At 58.2% G+C, this 18,886-nt stretch carries 18 protein-coding genes; 7 read left to right on the top strand and 11 right to left on the bottom strand.

Annotated elements, in window-relative coordinates; all coding sequences use genetic code 11:
- Positions 1 to 651: 651 nt before the first annotated feature.
- Together AB9K37_RS02575 and AB9K37_RS02570 are read right to left on the bottom strand one after the other, a co-directional pair.
- On the bottom strand, positions 652 to 2,850 hold the full coding sequence (locus tag AB9K37_RS02575) for an NADP-dependent isocitrate dehydrogenase (RefSeq protein ID WP_369835406.1): 2,199 nt from the start codon (positions 2,848 to 2,850) through the stop codon (positions 652 to 654).
- Between the two features lie 188 nt (positions 2,851 to 3,038).
- Positions 3,039 to 3,407: a WGR domain-containing protein gene (locus AB9K37_RS02570; protein ID WP_369835410.1), complete on the bottom strand. Its 369-nt coding sequence runs from the start codon at positions 3,405 to 3,407 to the stop codon at positions 3,039 to 3,041.
- Between the two features lie 249 nt (positions 3,408 to 3,656).
- Between AB9K37_RS02570 and nadA the strand changes: the two genes are divergently transcribed.
- Genes nadA through nadC form a run of 3 tightly spaced genes read left to right on the top strand, consistent with a single transcriptional unit; the run spans position 3,657 to position 7,116 of the window.
- The gene (gene nadA, locus AB9K37_RS02565; protein WP_369835409.1) at positions 3,657 to 4,700 is read left to right on the top strand and encodes a quinolinate synthase NadA; all 1,044 of its coding nucleotides are present in this window, start codon (positions 3,657 to 3,659) and stop codon (positions 4,698 to 4,700) included.
- A gap of 7 nt (positions 4,701 to 4,707) precedes the next feature.
- Positions 4,708 to 6,267, top strand: coding sequence for an L-aspartate oxidase (locus AB9K37_RS02560; RefSeq protein WP_369835405.1), 1,560 nt, complete (start codon positions 4,708 to 4,710; stop codon positions 6,265 to 6,267).
- 3 nt (positions 6,268 to 6,270) lie between these two features.
- Positions 6,271 to 7,116, top strand: a complete 846-nt coding sequence (gene nadC, locus AB9K37_RS02555; RefSeq protein WP_369835404.1) for a carboxylating nicotinate-nucleotide diphosphorylase — start codon at positions 6,271 to 6,273, stop codon at positions 7,114 to 7,116.
- On the opposite strand, the gene AB9K37_RS02550 is transcribed toward nadC, so the two are convergent.
- The 5 genes from AB9K37_RS02550 to AB9K37_RS02530 all read right to left on the bottom strand — a co-directional run bounded on the left by AB9K37_RS02550 (position 7,099) and on the right by AB9K37_RS02530 (position 10,594).
- Positions 7,099 to 7,854: an SH3 domain-containing protein gene (locus AB9K37_RS02550; protein ID WP_369835403.1), complete on the bottom strand. Its 756-nt coding sequence runs from the start codon at positions 7,852 to 7,854 to the stop codon at positions 7,099 to 7,101. The two genes, nadC and AB9K37_RS02550, sit on opposite strands and share 18 nt — an antisense overlap.
- Complete coding sequence (locus AB9K37_RS02545; RefSeq protein WP_369835402.1) at positions 7,851 to 8,591, bottom strand: hypothetical protein; 741 nt, start codon at positions 8,589 to 8,591, stop codon at positions 7,851 to 7,853. Before AB9K37_RS02545 ends, AB9K37_RS02550 begins: the two co-directional genes overlap by 4 nt.
- A gap of 33 nt (positions 8,592 to 8,624) precedes the next feature.
- On the bottom strand, positions 8,625 to 8,966 hold the full coding sequence (locus AB9K37_RS02540; protein ID WP_369835401.1) for a hypothetical protein: 342 nt from the start codon (positions 8,964 to 8,966) through the stop codon (positions 8,625 to 8,627).
- 132 nt (positions 8,967 to 9,098) lie between these two features.
- The gene (locus AB9K37_RS02535; protein ID WP_369835399.1) at positions 9,099 to 10,127 is read right to left on the bottom strand and encodes a CsgG/HfaB family protein; all 1,029 of its coding nucleotides are present in this window, start codon (positions 10,125 to 10,127) and stop codon (positions 9,099 to 9,101) included.
- 11 nt (positions 10,128 to 10,138) lie between these two features.
- A complete protein-coding gene (locus AB9K37_RS02530) occupies positions 10,139 to 10,594 on the bottom strand; it encodes a curli assembly protein CsgF (protein WP_369835398.1) in 456 nt (151 codons plus the stop codon).
- A 397-nt stretch (positions 10,595 to 10,991) separates the two neighbouring features.
- Here AB9K37_RS02530 and AB9K37_RS02525 point away from each other — a divergent pair, with 397 nt between their 5' ends.
- Positions 10,992 to 12,785: a beta strand repeat-containing protein gene (locus tag AB9K37_RS02525; RefSeq protein ID WP_369835397.1), complete on the top strand. Its 1,794-nt coding sequence runs from the start codon at positions 10,992 to 10,994 to the stop codon at positions 12,783 to 12,785.
- A gap of 57 nt (positions 12,786 to 12,842) precedes the next feature.
- Here the strand turns inward: AB9K37_RS02525 and AB9K37_RS02520 are convergent, their stop codons facing one another.
- Positions 12,843 to 13,736 carry a LysR family transcriptional regulator gene (locus AB9K37_RS02520; RefSeq protein ID WP_369835396.1) on the bottom strand — a complete coding sequence of 298 codons (894 nt, stop codon included), beginning with the start codon at positions 13,734 to 13,736 and terminating at the stop codon, positions 12,843 to 12,845.
- A gap of 111 nt (positions 13,737 to 13,847) precedes the next feature.
- Here AB9K37_RS02520 and AB9K37_RS02515 point away from each other — a divergent pair, with 111 nt between their 5' ends.
- The 3 genes from AB9K37_RS02515 to AB9K37_RS02505 all read left to right on the top strand — a co-directional run bounded on the left by AB9K37_RS02515 (position 13,848) and on the right by AB9K37_RS02505 (position 16,365).
- Entirely contained in the window at positions 13,848 to 15,467 is a 1,620-nt protein-coding gene (locus AB9K37_RS02515; RefSeq protein WP_369835395.1) for a GMC family oxidoreductase, read from the top strand.
- Between the two features lie 112 nt (positions 15,468 to 15,579).
- Positions 15,580 to 16,143, top strand: coding sequence for an RNA polymerase sigma factor (locus tag AB9K37_RS02510; protein WP_369835394.1), 564 nt, complete (start codon positions 15,580 to 15,582; stop codon positions 16,141 to 16,143).
- Positions 16,144 to 16,365 (top strand): hypothetical protein, encoded by a 222-nt coding sequence (locus AB9K37_RS02505; protein ID WP_369835393.1) that lies wholly within the window; start codon positions 16,144 to 16,146, stop codon positions 16,363 to 16,365.
- A gap of 4 nt (positions 16,366 to 16,369) precedes the next feature.
- Here AB9K37_RS02505 and AB9K37_RS02500 read toward each other — a convergent pair whose 3' ends face one another.
- From AB9K37_RS02500 to AB9K37_RS02490, 3 genes are read right to left on the bottom strand one after another with little or no spacing between them, the layout of a single operon-like run.
- Positions 16,370 to 16,939 (bottom strand): pyridoxamine 5'-phosphate oxidase family protein, encoded by a 570-nt coding sequence (locus AB9K37_RS02500; protein ID WP_369835392.1) that lies wholly within the window; start codon positions 16,937 to 16,939, stop codon positions 16,370 to 16,372.
- Complete coding sequence (locus AB9K37_RS02495) at positions 16,926 to 17,672, bottom strand: RlmE family RNA methyltransferase (RefSeq protein ID WP_369835391.1); 747 nt, start codon at positions 17,670 to 17,672, stop codon at positions 16,926 to 16,928. Before AB9K37_RS02495 ends, AB9K37_RS02500 begins: the two co-directional genes overlap by 14 nt.
- Positions 17,672 to 18,787: a Ppx/GppA phosphatase family protein gene (locus AB9K37_RS02490; protein ID WP_293709115.1), complete on the bottom strand. Its 1,116-nt coding sequence runs from the start codon at positions 18,785 to 18,787 to the stop codon at positions 17,672 to 17,674. Before AB9K37_RS02490 ends, AB9K37_RS02495 begins: the two co-directional genes overlap by 1 nt.
- Positions 18,788 to 18,886: the final 99 nt, after the last annotated feature.

The following is an 18,886-nucleotide window of genomic DNA, read 5'->3' as shown; positions in this document are numbered from 1 at the left end:
AAACCGCCAGCCGCTACATGATGGTCGAGGCATTCGCTCAGATCGACAACGAGGAGACAGACCCAATTCTCAGCATAAAAGCCGCCTGATCATGACCTCAGGCCACCCGACAAATTACACCACCTTGACGGACGTGACCTCAGAGGCGTGCACAAAAAGTGCTCATCCATTCATGAAATCAGTATTTACCATTTACGTAGCCCGCCCCGCGAAGGCAGCGAAGCGTAACTCATACCAAGAACAAGATGTGATCGCACCGAGACGGGCTCCGCCAGCCAGAAAGACCATGCACGTCTGAAGCCAAGCTCAAGCAGAAATGGGCGCACCTAACCTTTGGATGTTGCGCAGATGCGCACTTCAACGAAAGCCTCTGATGGGCACTGCGCCCCGAAATGGTGCGTTGTATTTGGACATTCGAAAAGCAGCCCCGTGACTGCCAATGAACCCGCTAGAAATGGCAGGTGCATAGATCAAAAACCGCAACATTTCCGAATGCACTAGCCATTCATGCAATAATGCATGGATCAGAGGGCGAGGCCATGTGGAACGCCGAAGACCAAAACTCGCATCAATTTTAACCGACAACTATCTGATAAAAAACAAATAAGCGGACCAGAGGCCCGCTTATTTAAAATCGTATGGATAGCTAAATTAGCCGATGATGGCGTTTAGGCTAGCACTCGGGCGCATGATCGCAGCGACCTTGTCGGCATCCAGCAGGTAGTAGCCACCCAAGTCGCCTGCCTTGCCGTCGACTTCTCCGATCTCGGCCAAGATGGCCTCTTCTTTGTCGGCGAGGTCCTTGGCGATCGGAGCGAACGCTGCTGCCAGCTCTGCATCGTCGGTCTGAGCGGCCAGAGCCTCTGCCCAGTACTTGGCGAAGTAGTAGTGGCTGCCACGGTTGTCGAGTTGACCAACGCGGCCCTTGGGCGATTTGTCGTTTTCCAGAACCTTCTGGGTTGCGACTTCAACAGCATCCCCCAGAACGCCGGCTTTCGCATCGCCCTTGCCTGCGAGGAACTTGAACGATTCACCCAGAGCGCAGAACTCGCCAAGGCTGTCCCAACGCAGGTGGCTCTCTTCGATGACCTGCTGAACGTGCTTGGGTGCGGTACCGCCGGCACCTGTTTCGAAAAGACCACCGCCCTGCATCAGCGAGACGATCGACAGCATCTTGGCCGAGGTGCCCAGTTCCAGAATGGGGAACAGGTCGGTCAGGTAGTCGCGCAGAACGTTACCGGTGATGGTGACCACGTCTTTGCCCTGAACCATGTTCTCCAGCGTGAAGCGGGTTGCTTCACGGGGTGCCATGATCGGGATCTCGATACCGGCTTCTTTCAGCGCGGGCTCGACGTATTTGATCAGCTCTGCATCGTGGGCGCGGTTTGCGTCCAGCCAGAAGGCTGCCAGACCGGTCGCTTTGGTACGGTTGATGCCCAGTTTGATCCAGTCGAGGATCGGCAGCTTCTTCGCGGTGCACGAACGCCAGATGTCGCCGGTTTCCACCTTGTGCTCGAGGATGACCTCGCCGCTGTCCAGAACGATCTGAACCGTGCCGGGGGCGTCCATTTCAAAGGTAGTGGGGTGCGAGCCGTACTCTTCGGCTTTCTGAGCCATCAGACCGCAGTTCGACACAGCGCCACAGGTGGTGACGTCCAGCTTGCCGTTCTGTTTAAAGAACTCGATGGTCTCGTCATAAACGCCGGCGTAGCAGTTGTCGGGGATGCAGCACTTGGTCGGTGCAGGTTCACCGTCGGGGCCCCAGCCGATGCCGCCTGCGCGGATCACTGCAGGCATGGAGGCGTCAATGATCACGTCCGAGGACACGTGCAGGTTGGTGATGCCCTTGTCCGAGTTCACCATGTACATGTCGGGCTTGGCGGCCATGGCAGCTTTGTAGTCCGCTTCCAGTTCTGCATTGCCTGCGATCTTGGCTTCCAGATCACCCAGACCTTGGTTCGGGTTGAAGCCCAGTTCTTTCAGTTTGTCGCCATGCTTGGCGATGAAGTCTTCCAGATAGCCTTTGACGAAGTGGCCAAAGATGATGGGGTCCGAGACCTTCATCATGGTCGCTTTCAGGTGCACCGAGAACAGAACGCCAGGTTCCATCGACGCGATTTCCTGTTTGACGAAGGCGCTCAGAGCGGACGCCGACAGGAAAGTCGCATCAACGATGGTGCCCTCTTCGTAGGACAGGCCGTCTTTCAGAACTTTCGTGCTGCCATCTTCGCCAGTAAAGACGATCTTTGCGCCACCGGCCTGATCAGCCGTGATGGTGGTCGCCTTTTCGTTGGCGTAGAAATCGTTGCCGTCCATGGATGCGACAGTGGTTTTGCTGTCTGCCGACCAGTCGCCCATGCGGTGGGGGTTGGCTTTGGCGTATTCTTTGACCGCTTTGGCCGAACGACGGTCAGAGTTACCCTCGCGCAGAACGGGGTTCACGGCAGAGCCTTTGATCCCGTCATAGCGCTTCTGGATCTCTTTCTCTTCGTCGGTTTGGGGATCGTAGGGGTAGCTGGGAACAGCGTAGCCCTTGTCCTGCAATTCTTTGATCGCGGCGTTCAGCTGCGGCATCGAGGCCGAGATGTTCGGTAGCTTGATGACGTTGGCATCTGGGGTCTTTACCAGTTCACCCAGACCAGCCAGATCGTCGGCGATCTTCTGCTCTTCGGTCAGGTATTCGGGGAACACGGCCAGAATACGGCCCGCCACCGAGATATTCCGAGTTTCGACGCTAATGTCGGCCTTGCCCGCAAACGAGCGGATGATCGGCAGCAGCGATGCGCTGGCCAGCTCGGGCGCTTCGTCAACGATGGTATAAATGATGTCGGGGGTATCGCTTTTTGTCATGGCTTCGTTTCTCCGAAATCTGACGCCGTGGGCGACGGGCAGTATGCGCGCCGCTTAGTCGCCTCTGCCTTAGATCGGACGCGGCATCAAGTCAATGTGTGCCATTGTATACCGAAACGAAAAACGCCAAAAATTCACCGTTTGCCCCCAATTTAACAGGCAACAGCGGCAGGAAGTCGCGGATGATTTCAGAATAGATGCAATTGCACGGGGATCGGCGCGTAGCCCTTGCGGCAGGTTTCACGCTTCATTTGTTCGATCGCCTCATAGGCCTCTTGCCAGCTGCTGACATATTCAACGCTTTGCTGCGCGCCTTGCGACCCGATGCGTCCCGTCTCGCGTTGCACAAACCATTCTCCAAAGAGCGTCTGCCCCGAGGAAATCACGCAATACCGGCGCTGGCGGCGGATATGATTGACCTTTTCAAGACGAATGTGCACGGCACTGTACCAAATGGGTGGGACGGGTGACGATCTGTATGCCCCCGTCCGGTTGATTTGCCTAGATATTCTTTGTTCACTTTTGCGAATTCCGATGTGGACTTGGCGGATTTGCATCACCGTTGGGCGGAGCCGGTCAAGGTCGGAGCACAATCATGGGTGGTATTCTGCGTCATAATTCCTACATAATTCGTGGTAATGGGCGGGGAAACAGGCACCGCCGACATTGACCCCGCAGGAAACACCTGTAGAAGAAGGCCTCGTTTTATCTCGCCTGCCGGTAAAGGAATGGCGCCGGCCCGCATCCGCCAGACAGAACGACTGGCCCCGGGTCACGCGCACTAGGAGGATCCTAAAGTGCTCGATATGAACACCGTCCGCTCGGAGTTGTCCGAGATCTACGACCTGCGTCCCTCGACCGAGTTGGCAGAGAGCCTATCGGACATCTACAAGAAGATGGACCGCGTGGTCACACCGCCGGACTTCCTACAGGCCGCTCCCTATATCAAGGCGATCAACGACCTGAAGCGCGAGCGCAATGCGGTCATTCTGGCGCACAACTACATGACGCCGGACATTTTCCACGGAATCTCGGACGTTGTCGGCGACAGCCTGCAGCTGGCGATCGAGGCCGCGAAGGTCGAAGCCGACGTGATCGTTCAAGGCGGCGTGCACTTCATGGCCGAAACCTCGAAAATTCTGTCGCCCCAGAAAACCGTGCTGATGCCCGACATGGAGGCTGGCTGCTCGCTGGCCGAAAGCATCACCCCTGCGGGCATCGAAGAGATGCGCAAGCAGTTCCCCGGCGCGCCCGTGGTCACCTATGTGAACACCACCGCCGAGGTGAAGGCTGCATCGGACATCTGCTGCACCAGCTCGAACGCGATCCAGATCGTCGAGGCGCTGGAGGCGGACACCGTCATCATGACCCCCGATCAGTATCTGGCGCAGAACGTGGCCCAAAAGGTCAAGAACAAGCGCATCGTCTGGTGGGAGGGCTCGTGCATCGTCCACGAGCAGTACACCGCGCAGGACATCAACGAATTCCGCGAATGGAACCCCGGCACTGTGGTCATCGCCCACCCCGAATGCCCGCCTTCGGTGGTCGAGGCATCGGACTTTAGTGGTTCGACCAGTGGGATCATCAAGTACGTCACTGACAACAAGCCAGAAAAGGCGATGCTGGTGACTGAATGTTCGATGGCGTCGAACATCGCGGATTCGTTGCCCGAGGTCGACTTCGTCGGCCCCTGCAACATGTGCCCCTACATGAAGATGATCACTCTGGAGAAAGTCCTCTGGAGCCTGCACACCATGACCACACAGATCGAAGTTGATCCTGCGGTGGCCGAAGGGGCGCGCGTCGCTGTCCAACGCATGATCGATATGTCCAAGAAACTGGGGCTCTGATCCTATCATGACCAGTGTGACCACCGAAAGGGTGGTGATCGTCGGGGCCGGCCTCGGCGCGCTCTATGCGGCGCTGACCCTCGCGCCCTACCCCGTGCTGATGATCTCGCCCGAGATTTTGGGCGAAGGAGCCAGTTCCGCGTGGGCTCAAGGCGGCGTGGCGGCGGCGATGGACGACCGGGACACCCCCGAAGACCACGCCCGTGATACCGTATTGGCGGGCGCAGGCACCGTCGATGCCCACGTCGCGACCGCTGTCTGCGACGAGGCGCGCGAGCACATCCTGAACCTGACCACCCTTGGCACGCCGTTCGACCGGACCGACGATGGCGGGTATGTCATGAGCCGCGAGGCCGCCCACAGCTTTGCCCGCGTTGTGCGCGTACGCGGCGACCAAGCGGGTGCCGAAATCATGAAGGCTTTGATTGCCACGGTTCGGGAGACCCCCTCGGTGCAGGTGCTCGAAGGGCACCTAGCGACAGGGCTGGAAGTCGTGGATGGCCGCGTGACTGGCGTCTGGGTGTCCCAATCCGGTGACGAGCGTGCAGCTCCGGTGCTAGTGCAGGGCGCGGCGCATCTGTTGGCGGGTGGCGGCTCTGGCGGTCTGTACAAACTGACCACGAACCCGCCCCGCATTCGCGGTCAGGTGATCGGTATGGCCGCCCGCGCGGGTGCCGAGATTGCCGATGCGGAGTTCGTCCAATTCCACCCGACTGCGATTGCGTGCGGCGAGGACCCTGCCCCCTTGGCCACCGAAGCCCTGCGCGGCGAAGGGGCGATCCTGATCAACAAGCAGGGCAAACGGTTTATGGAGCGCCTGCACCCCGACGCCGAACTCGCCCCCCGCGACATCGTAGCTCGTGGCATCTATGCGCAGACCCAAGCGGGCTATGAGCCTGCCTTGGACACCCGCGAGGCCATCGGCCCCGAGATCATGACCCAGTACCCCGCCGTGGCCGAAGCATGTTTGCGGTCCGGCATTGATCCTGTCACCCAGCCGATCCCAGTCGCCGCCGCCGCCCACTACCACATGGGCGGGATCAAGGTAGATGACGAAGGGCGAGCGTCCTTGGACGGGCTCTGGTGCTGCGGCGAATGTGCCTCGACCGGATTGCATGGTGCGAACCGTCTGGCGTCAAATGGCCTGCTTGAGGCCTTGGTTTACGCGCGCCGTGCGGCCACATCGATCATGGCAGGTCTTGGCGACGCGGCTCCGGCACCCGAAGTGCTGGTGGAAACCCAAGGTTCTATCGCCGCCCCACGCGAGGATCTTGTGGCGGACCTGCGCCAAATCATGACCGACAAGGTCGGGGTTGTCCGCAATGGCGCGGACCTGAAGGACGCGCTGGCCCGCATCTATCTGATCGAGTTCAGCCAGCCGAACTGCGACGCCCTGAAAAACATGACTGCGACCGCAACACTGATTGCCGCCGCCGCTTTGACACGCAAGGAAAGCCGTGGAGCGCATTTCCGCTCTGACTTCCCGCAGACCAACCCGACCGGCGAGAGGTCCGTGATGACACTGGCCGACGCCATGGATATCCGCGCCCGCTACGCCAAGGAGTAAGCGATGAATTCCCCCCTGCCCGATCTGGTTCTGGAACCCGTCATCCGCAACGCGCTGGCCGAGGACCTTGGCACCTATGGCGACATCACCACTCGTACGGTGATCCCCTCGGATGTGACCTATACCGCACGGCTGAACGCGCGCGAGGCTGGCGTCGTCTCCGGCATGCAGATCGCGCGGATTGCGTTCCATCTGGTGGACCCTACGCTGAAAATCGAAACCCTGATTGCCGATGGCCAGCCCTGCGCCAAGGGTGACGTTCTGATGACCATCGAAGGCAGCGCGGCGTCCATTCTGTCGGGCGAACGGGTGGCGCTGAACTTTTCGGGCCGTCTGACTGGCATCGCGACCATGACTGCGAGCTATGTGGCCGAGACCAAAGGCACCGACTGCCGCATCACCTGCACACGCAAGACCACCCCAGGTCTGCGTCTAGTAGAGAAGCAAGCAGTTCTTCACGGCGGCGGGTTCAACCACCGCTTCAGCCTGTCCGACGCCATCCTGATCAAGGACAACCACATCGCGGCAGCGGGCGGCATTGCGCCTGTACTTGAGGCTGTTAAGGCTCAGGCCAGCCATATGATGCGGGTCGAGATTGAGGTCGATACGCTGGAGCAGCTGGAACAGGTGCTGGAGATTGGCGGCGCGGATGTCGTGCTGCTAGACAACATGGACACGCCGACCTTGGCCAAAGCGGTCGCCATGAACGCGGGCAAGCTGGTGCTGGAAGCGTCGGGCAACATGACGTTGCCCCGCGTGGCAGAGGTCGCGGCAACGGGCGTTCATTACATCAGCTCGGGCGCCCTGACCCATTCGGCGAAAACACTCGACCTAGGGCTGGACTTCTAAGACCGGCCCTTTGGTCGCCAGTTCGAACGTTGTTACGGCCCATTTCTGTTGCCGCAACCCGTTGCGGGCCAACCAGCCCACCGTGCCGTCCACATCGACCTTGCACCAAATGCCATCGCTGGCTGTCAGACACTCCAACGCAGACACCTGTGTCAGTCGATCCAGAACAAGAGCGACCGGCGCATCCCGTCTGGGCTGGTTGCGCAGGTTCAGCCGTGCTGCTGTCTCCAGTTGGATAGCTGCGTCAGACTTCGCTGCCAAGAGCGTGGCCACATCGGTTTTCTCAGAACAATCAGCGGTGTAGCCGACATAGAGACAGCTCTGGTTGCGGATGGCCTGTTGGAGCGTGATGACGAAACCGCTGGGCTGGCGACGCTCTAGGATCAAACTGCGGCCCGAAGCAAGGTCGTCGCCAGTCATGCGGGTTTGGTTGCCCCCCAGCACACCAAGAGTGCGCTGATCTTCGGTCAAGAGAACGATCTGCCCGTCGGCAATCCCCCAAGCCCCAAGCAAATCCAAGCCAGCGCCGCAACTTTTAGAGCGGGCAACAAACACATTTCCAAGCGTCTCAGTCGTCAGGTCTATTTCACAGACACCACCGCTCTGAGAGCGCACTCGGTCAAAAGAAAACCACTCGCCGGAAAAAGCCGAAATCAGATCGCTAAGTGTCTGCCCCTGCGCAAAACTGCTGCAAACTGTCAGAGCGGCGGCCAGTGCCGCAGTGCGAAACCCCTTCATGACCCGTTTCCGTTCCCGTTCCCGTTGCCATTGTTGCCGCCGGTGTTGCCGTTGTTCCCGTTGCCGTTTCCGTTGTTTCCGTTCCCGTTGCCATTGCCAATATTTCCGTTGCCGTTCCCGTTGCCCCAAAAGTTACGCTGGGTGACCGAAATATCGCGATTAAATGTGTAGATGCGCAAGGGTAAGCCTGGATTATACAGCCCATTCCCCTCCATTTTATAGCGCACATAACTGTTGTAGGCTTCGACTTCGAGCCGACCGTTCAGATCCGTACCGGTTTGCGTGAGCGACGCGGTTGCGTTGTCTCCTACGGCAATAAGGGTTCCAGTGAGCTGGCTTCCTTCTTGGATCAGAGTGCCTTCGAGGTTAACCCCGCTTAGTCCGATTGTGCCGCTATTTTGGGTGCCTGTCTGCTCTAACCGAGCGTTTGCGCCGTTATAGGCCAGAATAACCCCTTGGTTTCCAACAGTATTCTGCGTCTCTTGCGATAGCGCGACTTGCGACCCCGCCCCTTCCACCATGATTTGGGCGGCGTTTGCAAAGCCCTCTTGCACCAAAGGCGCGTCTTCTCTGCCCAACTCGGAATACAACGAGTTGGACTGGTCCACCTCGATCTGGTTCCCCTCGGCGCTTCCTTGGGTTGGTGTATTCTGAAGCAGGTACAGCTTGTTCCCGTCGGCATAAGCAGACAGAGGCGCGCACAGAAGACCAGTTAGCAGAAGTGTTGTGTGTTTCATGCACCTCATGACGATCTCCGAGGTGAAAAGGTTTCAATGCCCCTGAAACAACACCAGCGAATTGCCGGTTCCGGCCTGGTGAACGCTGGCAAATGCGCCGACCGACGTCTGCTCGATCAAAACATGGCAATCCGAACCAACAACCGTCAGATGTGCCTCGTGGCCAGACCCGATCTGATGCAACTGAATGTCATTGTGCATCCCATCGACCGAAACATCGGAGATAAGCGGGCGGACAAAAAGCGACGGGTCATCAAGCGATAGACCGGTTTGCACCTGACTGATTTCGACCCTGTTCGTGCCTGCATCGGCCGCCCTCAGCGGGACACCAATGGCAAGAGCGATCAGACAGAGATGTTTCAGGAAGTGACGCATGGCTCAAGCAAGGAAATGATCAGTTGTTTCCTTGAGATGCCATGATGTGACGTGGGGTAACAGGCCTCCTTTCCGTGAATTGCATGTGTCTTTCGCCTTCTTCAAACCTGAAGGGAGGCACCGTTTGATAGCCTATCCCAGAACTTCGTCCGAAGACGGATCGACAGGAGGGGCCACCCCTTCGTTTTGAGGTGTGATGATCGGAGCGGATACCGCTTCGGGTTCAGGTTTCGCTGGGACGGTCCGCGGGATGAACAGGCGACGCTTGGTCCGAGAGGAAACCGGCTCGACCGACGTGGTGCCCTGCCCGTACTTCTCGCGGCGATAGGCATCGAGGAAGGCTTTACCGCCATCCGGGTCAGCGAAGGCCCAGAGCCCTACATCCACGCCTTCTGCGATCAGGGTTAGCACAGCCTTTTGAACCGCCGCCTCGATCGCGACCTGTTTGGGTTCGTTCATGGCGACACCCAGCTCGCTTTCCAGAATTTCGTCCAAGGCCACGTAGCGGAACACATTCCCCTGCGTCGAAATCGACGCGATCGGCTTGCGTATCATGACTGCGGCAAGAACCTCGCCAGAGCCTGTGGAGACTGCACGCAAGCTGACCGTCACGACGTCCAGTTTGTATCGGCGGTTCGCACCGATCCCAAGATACTGCGCTCCGATGCCACCAGACACGATATTCGAGTCGTAGCCCACGATCGCGCCTTGGATCATAATTCCAGCGTGGTCCATCGGCCCCAGCGCAGCGGGGTCGACCTCTGTCTCGCCACGGTAGATGCGGCGCATTTCCGTAACGATCTGACGTTCTTTGAGAAGGCTATCCAATGCCGCGCGATCCAGCACACTGAACCAACGACGACCGCCGGCTTCGACCAGCGATTTAATCAAGATGTCGGCCGCGCCCTGCGTGACCGCACGGGACAGGTTCTGGCCTGTGGATGTCTCTTTGTACTGTCCGCTCAGATCTGGCATTTCAAACACAGAAACTGTCATCTTCTGCGCTGGCGGGGGCACATTCAAAAGCGCCTGCGACTGGTCCGTCGTTTGAGGCTGCTCAGCCTCGAATTTCGCATTGTCCAGATCACGATAGAGCCCCGGAAGGTTCGCGTCGCACGCAGACAGGCCCAACGCGGCGACACCAGCTACTGCGGTTCTCACCACCCACGCCATTAGTTCACGACCAGCTGAGGCACCGAAATCTCGGTGACAGTCCCCTCGACCGTATCCGTGAGCGTCAGGTCGATCGAGTCGATCCCGCGATCAAAGGTGATCTCTGTGGTCCCGAACACCACCTTGCCGCTTTCCTGCGGGTCATCCCCGAAAATGGCCTCAACGACTTCGCTGGACAGGGACGACAAAAGGCGACTCTGAAGCTGTCGGGCAAAGAGCTCTGCCTGCGAGAGCCCAGTCGAGGAACTACTGAAGGAACTGGAGGACTGCGGCTCCTCGTAGTCGGATGCTGTCGCGTTGCGCTGCGCGCTCGCGATCGAAAGGAGATGACCGGAATTTAGAGGGCTGCCCCCAAAACTCGGATTCACCGGCTGATAAACCAAGTCCTGCGACGCCACCTGCCCCGCCGCAAGCGACAACGCTGTACCAAGTACCAGAGTGATTCGACCTGCCATATGCCTGCCTCCATTTTAGGAGCGATTGTTTTGCAAATAGTATTTACAGATATTTTAACAAGTTGCACCCATAAATTAATTACATTCTCTAGTGGAATTCATCCTGACCTATTTTTCATTTCCCGCACTTTCGTATTAATTTCTATCCGATCGGGTGTAACAGAAAAGCCATATTGGTTACCCCAACCAACATTTCCGAGTATCAAATCTACTCCTATAGTTCGATAACGTCCTAAAGCATCGCAGCAGGCAAGAGCATTACGAACCCAAGAGTCTACGTCAAAAAGATATTATTTATCTTAGGGATGGCTCCGAAACTTTATCTCGGCGCAGGGAGTAATGGGCTCAGATGCTTTCGAGCAAAAGTGAAATGCAGGACCAAGATCGGACCACGAAAATGAAAGTTAAAACACTTCTTATCAATTCCGTCTCCTTTGCTGTAATCTCATCAGCAGTGGCCGCGCAGGAAGTTGATAATGTCGCGCTGCTCGATCAAAACGGCGATGACAACACAGCCACCATCACGCAAGAAGGCAGCCTGAACACGGTAGGCTTGGATGCTGATGAAGATGAGAACGCAATCTACGCGATCCAAAATGGCACCCTGAACACGCTGACTGTGACGCAGGGCGGCAACAGCAACAGCGTGGGCACCATCGGAACTGGTTTTCAGCAAATTGGCGACCGCAGCGCGACCACCATTACGCAGAACCAGAACAACAACGTCGTGCAGTCGATCAAACAGACCGGCGTGAGCGGGTCGAATGCAAGCCAGAACACGATTTCCATCACTCAGGGCTCGGCCAACAACACCACGCCCAATGAGTCCGCAAACATTGTGACCTCGATCCAGCAGAGCAACACCCTGAGTGGCGCTGCCAACTCGATCACAATCAACCAAAGCCGGCAAGATGGTGGCACAGTGTCCGGCATCGCAAGCGCCAACCGCATTGGCCAAGAGGGCGAAGTCATCACCCAAGAGGGCTCTGCGAACACCATATCGCTGACCCAGACCGGCATGGCAAACCTGATCACAACCGTGACCCAAGGCGGCGGCACCGGAAACTCTGCCACGATCACGCAAAACAACTCTGGTTCGACAGGCGCGGTGGACGGAAACACAGCAGGTCTTGCACAGAGCGGCAACAACAACACCCTTTCGATCACTATGTCGGGTGACGGCAATGGCAATGGTGGTTTGACCGCGCGCTTCGCATCCGGAGTTGGCGCAACCAGCAGCATCATCTCGCAGACAGGAGATCAGAACGAAGCTTGGTGGAATGCCACCGGCAACAACAACCAGTTCGGCATCCTGCAAAACGGCGCGGGCAACGTGGCTGGTTTGACATCGATCACTGGTGACAACAATGAGACGGCCTTTGTCCAGAACGGTGATGCGAACACAATCGCAGCTGTCTCGATCATGAACGACAACATCGATCTCGGTGCAAGCCAGACGGGCAACACCAACAATATCACTGTCGGCACCCTGAACGGCGACTCGAACGCGCTTCAGTTGATCCAGATCGGTAACGCGAACGCCATGGATTTCGATGTTGAAGGCGCCTCGAACACACTGCGCGCGCAGCAAGGTGTTGCAGGAGCGGACGGCAACAGCATCATCGTGGACATTGTCGGCCAGAGCAACAGCACCGATTACGACGGTACCACGACCAACGATGACAACGCGCTGTTTCAAGCTGGGGAGGACAACAAGCTGACCCTTGCGGTCGATGGCGACAGCAACTTGTTCAAAACCTCTCAGTCCGGCGACGAAAACGAAGCAACCATCACTCTGGCTGGCAGCTCCAACAAACTGGCTCTGTCGCAAATGGCCGCCGAAGACCAAACACTGGGCAAAAACCAGTATGAGATCATCATTACAGGTGCATCAAACGACGTGGTCAGCATCCAGACCGGCAATGCCAACAAACTGGACGCGGAAATCACTGGTTCCAGCAACATGTTCATGACCACCCAGATTGGCACAAGCAACTTGATGGACCTGAAGATCAACGACAGCAACGGCGCCTACTACCTGACCCAAAACGGTACCGGCAACATCCTGATTGGCAAAGTCCAAGGAACCGGCAACGAATCGCATGATGTGACCATCAATCAGGATGGCAACTACAACATCGCCAAGCTCAACCAGAAAGGCAAAAGAAACAAAGTCAAAATCAAGCAGTAAGGGACCTCCGCCCCGTGCTTGACAGGAAACGCCGCCCCGCGTTCGAGGGCGGCGTTTCTATGTTTGGGGATAGGTAAATGGCACACTGGATGACCGCACCGCATCAACAATGAAATCAGCCACCCAACGGATCCGCGTTAGGTCACGGAACTCTTCGGGATAAAGCAGCCAATAGCGGCGGTTGAACTGGACCTCTTCGGGCAGGATGGGCAACAAATCGGTTTGTTGCGCCATAAAGCACGGTAGAACCCCCAGCCCTGCCCCTGCCCGTACGGCGTCCAGTTGCGCCTTGACGGTCGCGGCTTTGTAAACAGTCTGAAGCTGCGGGTGGATGAGCCGGTTAAAGTCCAACTCGCCTGAATAAAGCAGATCGTCGATATACCCAACAAAGGGATAGCCGGTCAGCGCTTCGATCGAACGCGGTAGATCCGTCAGCAGCGCGGGCGCACCGTACAGGCGCAAGTCATAGTCCACCAGTTTTCGCATGATCAGACGACCGGTTTGCGGCCGATCAAGGCTGATCGCGATGTCCACATCCCGCTTCCACAGTTTGTGGGTCCGCGGGACCGGCACCAATTCGACGCGCAATCCGGGGTTCTTCTGCAAGATCTTCGGCAAGATATGAGAAAGCACCGCATTTCCAAAGCCGTCGGGCGCCCCAACGCGCACGACCCCCGACAACTCTTCGGCGCTTCCGCTCAGGCGATCCCCCAAGGCAAGCGCGTTCCGCTCCATATCGCGGGCGTGGGACAGGATGCGCTCACCAGTCTCGGTCAAGAGCATCCCTTCGTCGCTACGCTCGAAGACAGCGGTGCCAATGGCGCGTTCCAGACGCTCGATATGGCGGGCGACAGTGGTATGACTGACCCCGAGCCGCCGCGCGGCCAAGGCCATGCGCCCCGCCCTCTCGGTCTCTAGAAAATAGCGGATGTCTTCCCAGTCGAACTGCATGAGCGCCCCTGCACGGTTTTCGACATACATTGTGCGAAACCGTTCATTCCCCGTCCAGCCCGAAACAGCGATAGTTGCCACAGGGATGGATGGTTTCAGGGAGGACGCGCCATGTTGGAATTGGGAACCTATGATTATGTCATCGTCGGAGCAGGCTCGGCGGGCTGCGTTCTAGCCAACAGGCTAAGTGAAGACCCCACGAAATCGGTGCTGCTGCTGGAGGCTGGCGGCCATGACAAATATCACTGGATTCACATCCCTGTCGGCTATCTCTATTGCATTGGCAACCCGCGTACGGACTGGGGTTACAAGACCGCCGCGTGCAAGGGCCTGAACAACCGTGAGCTTCTCTATCCGCGCGGCAAGGTTCTGGGAGGCTGCTCTTCGATCAACGGAATGCTGTACCTGCGCGGTCAGGCGGCAGATTATGATGGCTGGCGCCAGATGGGACTGACTGGTTGGGGCTGGGATGATGTCCTACCCTACTTCATCAAGTCCGAAGACTATTATGGCGGTGCGAATGAGCACCACGGTGCGGGCGGCGAATGGCGCGTCGAGGAACAGCGCCTGAAATGGGATGTGCTGGAATCGTGGAAACACGCCGCTGTCGAGGCTGGCATCCCCGAGACCCCCGACTTCAATACCGGCGACAACTTTGGGGTCGGATACTTCAAGGTGAACCAGAAGGCCGGATGGCGCTGGAATACGTCGAAAGGCTTCCTGAAACCTGCTGCGAACAGGCCCAATTTGCGGGTCGTGACTCATGCGCAGGCCGAAAAACTGACCTTTGACGGAATGCGCGCCAGCGGGGTGCAACTCCGTGTCCAAGGCGCCCCTGCCCGCGCCGCCGCTCGCGGCGAAGTCATCCTGAGCGCGGGTGCCATCAACTCTCCCCAACTGCTGCAACTGTCCGGCATTGGGCCCGGTGCGCTGCTGCAAGAACATGGGATCGATGTCCGACTCGACGCCCCTGATGTGGGTGGCAATCTGCAAGACCACCTGCAAATCCGCTGCGCCTACAAGGTGCAAGGCGCAAAGACCCTGAATACCATGGCCAACAGCCTGTGGGGCAAGGGGATGATCGGCCTTGAGTACCTTCTGAAACGGTCGGGGCCGATGTCGATGGCGCCTAGCCAGCTCGCGGCCTTTGCTTATTCCAGCCCCGACGTGGCGACGCCCGATCTGGAATACCACGTACAGCCCGTCACGCTGGAAGCCTTTGGTCAAGCGCCCCACGATTTCGACGCCATCACCGCCAGCGTCTGCCACCTGCGCCCCGAGAGTCGCGGTCACGTCCACATCACCAGCCCAGACGCTATGACCCCGCCGGAAATCCAGCCGAACTACCTGTCCACCGAAGGCGACCGCATCGTCGCCGCCAACGCCATCAAGCTGACCCGCCAGATCATGGCCCAACCCGCCATGGCGCAATTTAGCCCCGAAGAGTTCAAACCCGGCCCACAATACCAGACCGATGCCGAATTGGCCGAAGGTGCGGGAAACATCGCTTCTACCATTTTCCACCCCGTCGGCACGGCCCGCATGGGGACTGATCCAATGGCCGTGGTTGACGAACGGTGCCGCGTGCGCGGGATTGACGGCCTCCGCGTTGTGGATGCATCGGTGATGCCCGCGATCACATCTGGCAATACAAATTCTCCGACCATCATGATCGCAGAGAAGGCCAGCGACTTGATCAAGGCAGACGCCAAACACCCTGCCTACACCTGACCCAAGGATATAATTATACCCCAAGGGATATAAAAATATCCCTTAGACCCTAACATGCCACCCCTTTGGTCCGTTCTCCTACTCAGAGTGTGTGTGAACGGAGTGTTTCAAAGTGGAAAATCAAGTTCTGGAGTGTGCGACCACAGAAGTCCTAAAAAGGATCGCAGGTCGCGACAAAAACGGGTTGCGTGAGCTGCACGAGATGCACGGCAACAAGCTCTACACAGAGCTTGTCCGCCTGCTTGAGGACCGTTCCCAAGCAAAACTTGCCTATCTCGAGCTGATGCCGCGCATCTGGCGCGAAGCAGCTAACTTTGAGCCGGGATCAGAGGACGCGCTGGACTGGCTTATCCGCCGGACGCGCTATCTGGCCATTGCGCGACTGAAAGAGCAATCCGGCGACCAGCCGTTCTTTGGGCGCAACATTGCATGGGAGCCTGATCGCGATCTGAGCCAACAGGAACAAGAGCTTCGGCACCATCAAGTTGGTCGGATCAACCTCGCCATTCGGTCACTTCCGGTAGAGGCCGCAGAGATGCTTGTGGCCAAATTGGTCTATAACCTCACCTTAGATGATCTAGGGTCGCTCTATAATCGGCCAGTTCAAGCCGTTGGTAGTATGGTAAGGGACGCAGGATCTGCGCTCCGCACCCAACTACTCGGAGTACCCTGTTAGATGACACTGGACGAGCGTGCTTTCGCCTTTGTACTAGGCAGCCTTGACGAGTCTGCTGCCGGCGATGTCGCCGACGAGATCGGTCGAAGCGACAAAATGAGAGAGCGCGTAAGCTACTGGCGCAGGCATCTGGCTCCGCTTTTGCCGCCGCCCGTTGAAGAAGTATTTGAAAACCCGGTCAGTTGGGACGAAGTCGAAGCAGTCGTGTTCGGTCAAATCTGACCCGTTACGGCGCGATCCACTGTCCTGCGAAACCGTCGACGCGCCGGAACACGGCGCGTTTGTGTTTTTCCGGATCTATCAGCAGTAACTCAATTTCTTCGACCGATAGGCGCAGTACGGCGAAACGGTCGATCTGCGGGTCGTCGGTATAATCATTCGGGCTGTGGATCGCGTAACCCGGATAGGGATGCCCCCCATACACCTTGCGTGCATGTGCAGGGACCTTTTCCCAGATATCAGGCAGGTCCTTGCGCGGGATTTCTTGCATACGGCCACGTAGCCGGATCTGGAGCGCTTCGGCAGGATCCCAGACATGCAAGCCGGCATGTCCATTCTCGCGCAACTCCGACACCTTCTCCGACGCGACATCGGTGTGGACTTCCAAAATAGCAGCATCGGGATCGGCGCGACGCAGCACCACGCTGCGCATCTCTGGCCAACCGCTCAGACCAAATGTTCCGAGTGTTGGATGACGCGCCGCAGCCTCCGGTGAAGTGGCGCCTGCAATCAGACGCGCCCACCCGAGCGAAAGAAATTCAGAGAGCGAAGGCACGGCCCCCTCAGACATCGTCATCCTCGTCTTCGGACGTCTCTTCCCCGCGGAAGCCTGTGGCGACCACAAATTTTTCAGAGCTGTCGGCGCGGCTCGACGGGGGTTTTACGTTGACCACTTTCTTGAAGCGCTGCTTCAAAAGTTGCTGCAGGCTGCCCTCGGCCCCGCCAGCCAGAACTTTGGCAACAAACGTTCCCTCGGGCTCCAGCACGTCGAACGCGAAGTAGGCAGCCGCCTCGCACAGGGCGATGATGCGCAAGTGGTCCGTCTGCTTGTGACCGCTGGACGCAGCCGCCATGTCCGACATAACGACAGTGGCGCTGCCGCCAAGCCATTCTTTGACCTGCAAGTCGGCGTCATCGGCCAAAAAGTCCAACTGATGGATTTCAGCGCCTGCGATGGCTTCGACTTCTTGTAGGTCCACGCCAAGCACAGTGCCGATCGCCTTGCCCTTTTTCTCTCCCAAGGCATTCACGCGTTTGACCGCCACCTGACACCACCCGCCAGGAGCACACCCCAGATCCACGACGCGCGCACCGGGTACGAGGAAACGATACTTTTCGTCGAGCTCCAAAATCTTGAAGGCCGCGCGACCGCGATACCCTTCTTCCTTGGCACGTTTGACATAGGGGTCGTTCAGCTGACGCTGCAACCAGCGCTGCTGGCTGGTTGTGCGCCCACGGGCGGTTTTGACTTTGACGGTCAGATCACGTTGACCGCGACCCGACGTGTTTTTGGTTGGTTTTTTCGCCATTATTCGATGTCCTTCAGAACGCCATCGACGCTCATCTGTGCGTACAAAAGCCCCTCGCGCAGACCACGATCCGCCACCGAAAGGCGGTCCGTAGGCCAACAGCGCAAGAGCGCTTGCAGGATCGCAGAGCCTGACATGATCAGGGTCTGGCGATCATTTCCAATGCGGGGATCGCGGCGGCGGCCCTCGGGGCCAAGCTTGAGATAGCCGTCGATCACTTTGTTGATCTGGTCAGAGTTCATGCGCAACCCGTCAACCTTGGTCCGGTCGTAGCGCTTGAGCCCAAGGTGCGAGGCCGCAACGGTTGTCACCGTGCCGCTGGTGCCGACAATCTGAAACCCTTGGCGCTGCTGCTCGCGGGCATAGGGCGCGAACTCGGCCAAGTTCTCTTCAAAGAACCAGCTCATTAGGGCAAACCGCGCTGCGTCATCCTCCACATCCGAGAATTGCTCGCGTAGGGTTGCCACGCCATAGGGCACGCTGATCCAGTCCACCACCTTAGCCGGTGGGTGGTTCAGGCGCGGGCCACGGGCTTTGAACCCCTGATGCAGGCGCATGATGGATTTCGCCCGCTCGCGGCGCGGGACTTGGGCCAGATCAATCCAGACCAATTCCGTCGACCCACCGCCGATATCAACCACGAGCAACTGCTGCGTGCGCGGGCTGACCAGCGGCGCACAGGACACCACGGCCAAGCGGGCCTCTTCCTCTGGCGGAATAATCTCTAGCGACAAGCCCGTCTCGCGACGCACCTGTTGCAGGAACTTACGAGAGTTCTTAGCCCTTCGGCACGCTTCGGTTGCCACGAGACGCATATGCGTCACGCGATGCCGCTGAAGCTTCTGCTGGCACACCTTTAGTGCCTGCACAGTCCGGTTCATGGCTGCGCGGCTTAGGTTGCCAGTGCTTTCCAAGCCCTCGCCCAACTGGACGGACTTGGAAAAGCTATCGACCACCGTGAACTGAGCGCCATTCGGTCTGGCAATCAGCATACGGCAGCTGTTCGTGCCCAAATCCAAGGCGGCATACAGCTCGTTTGGATCGGGCGATGCGCGATGAGCGCTCTCGACCGTTTTCGGGAGTGCGCCCGCGCAATCGGGACGCCTGGGCGTCATGTCCACGCCCTCCATTCATTGTTACCCAATAGGGTAGTCACTCCGCCCCGAATGCGCAAGGACCGGTTATGCACATATGCAGATGTTGTTGCGCCCCGC

Origin of the sequence: Donghicola sp. XS_ASV15 (genome assembly GCF_041224595.1) — a bacterium.
Taxonomy (GTDB): Bacteria; Pseudomonadota; Alphaproteobacteria; order Rhodobacterales; family Rhodobacteraceae; genus Donghicola.
This window is presented reverse-complemented; position numbering and strand designations above follow the sequence as displayed.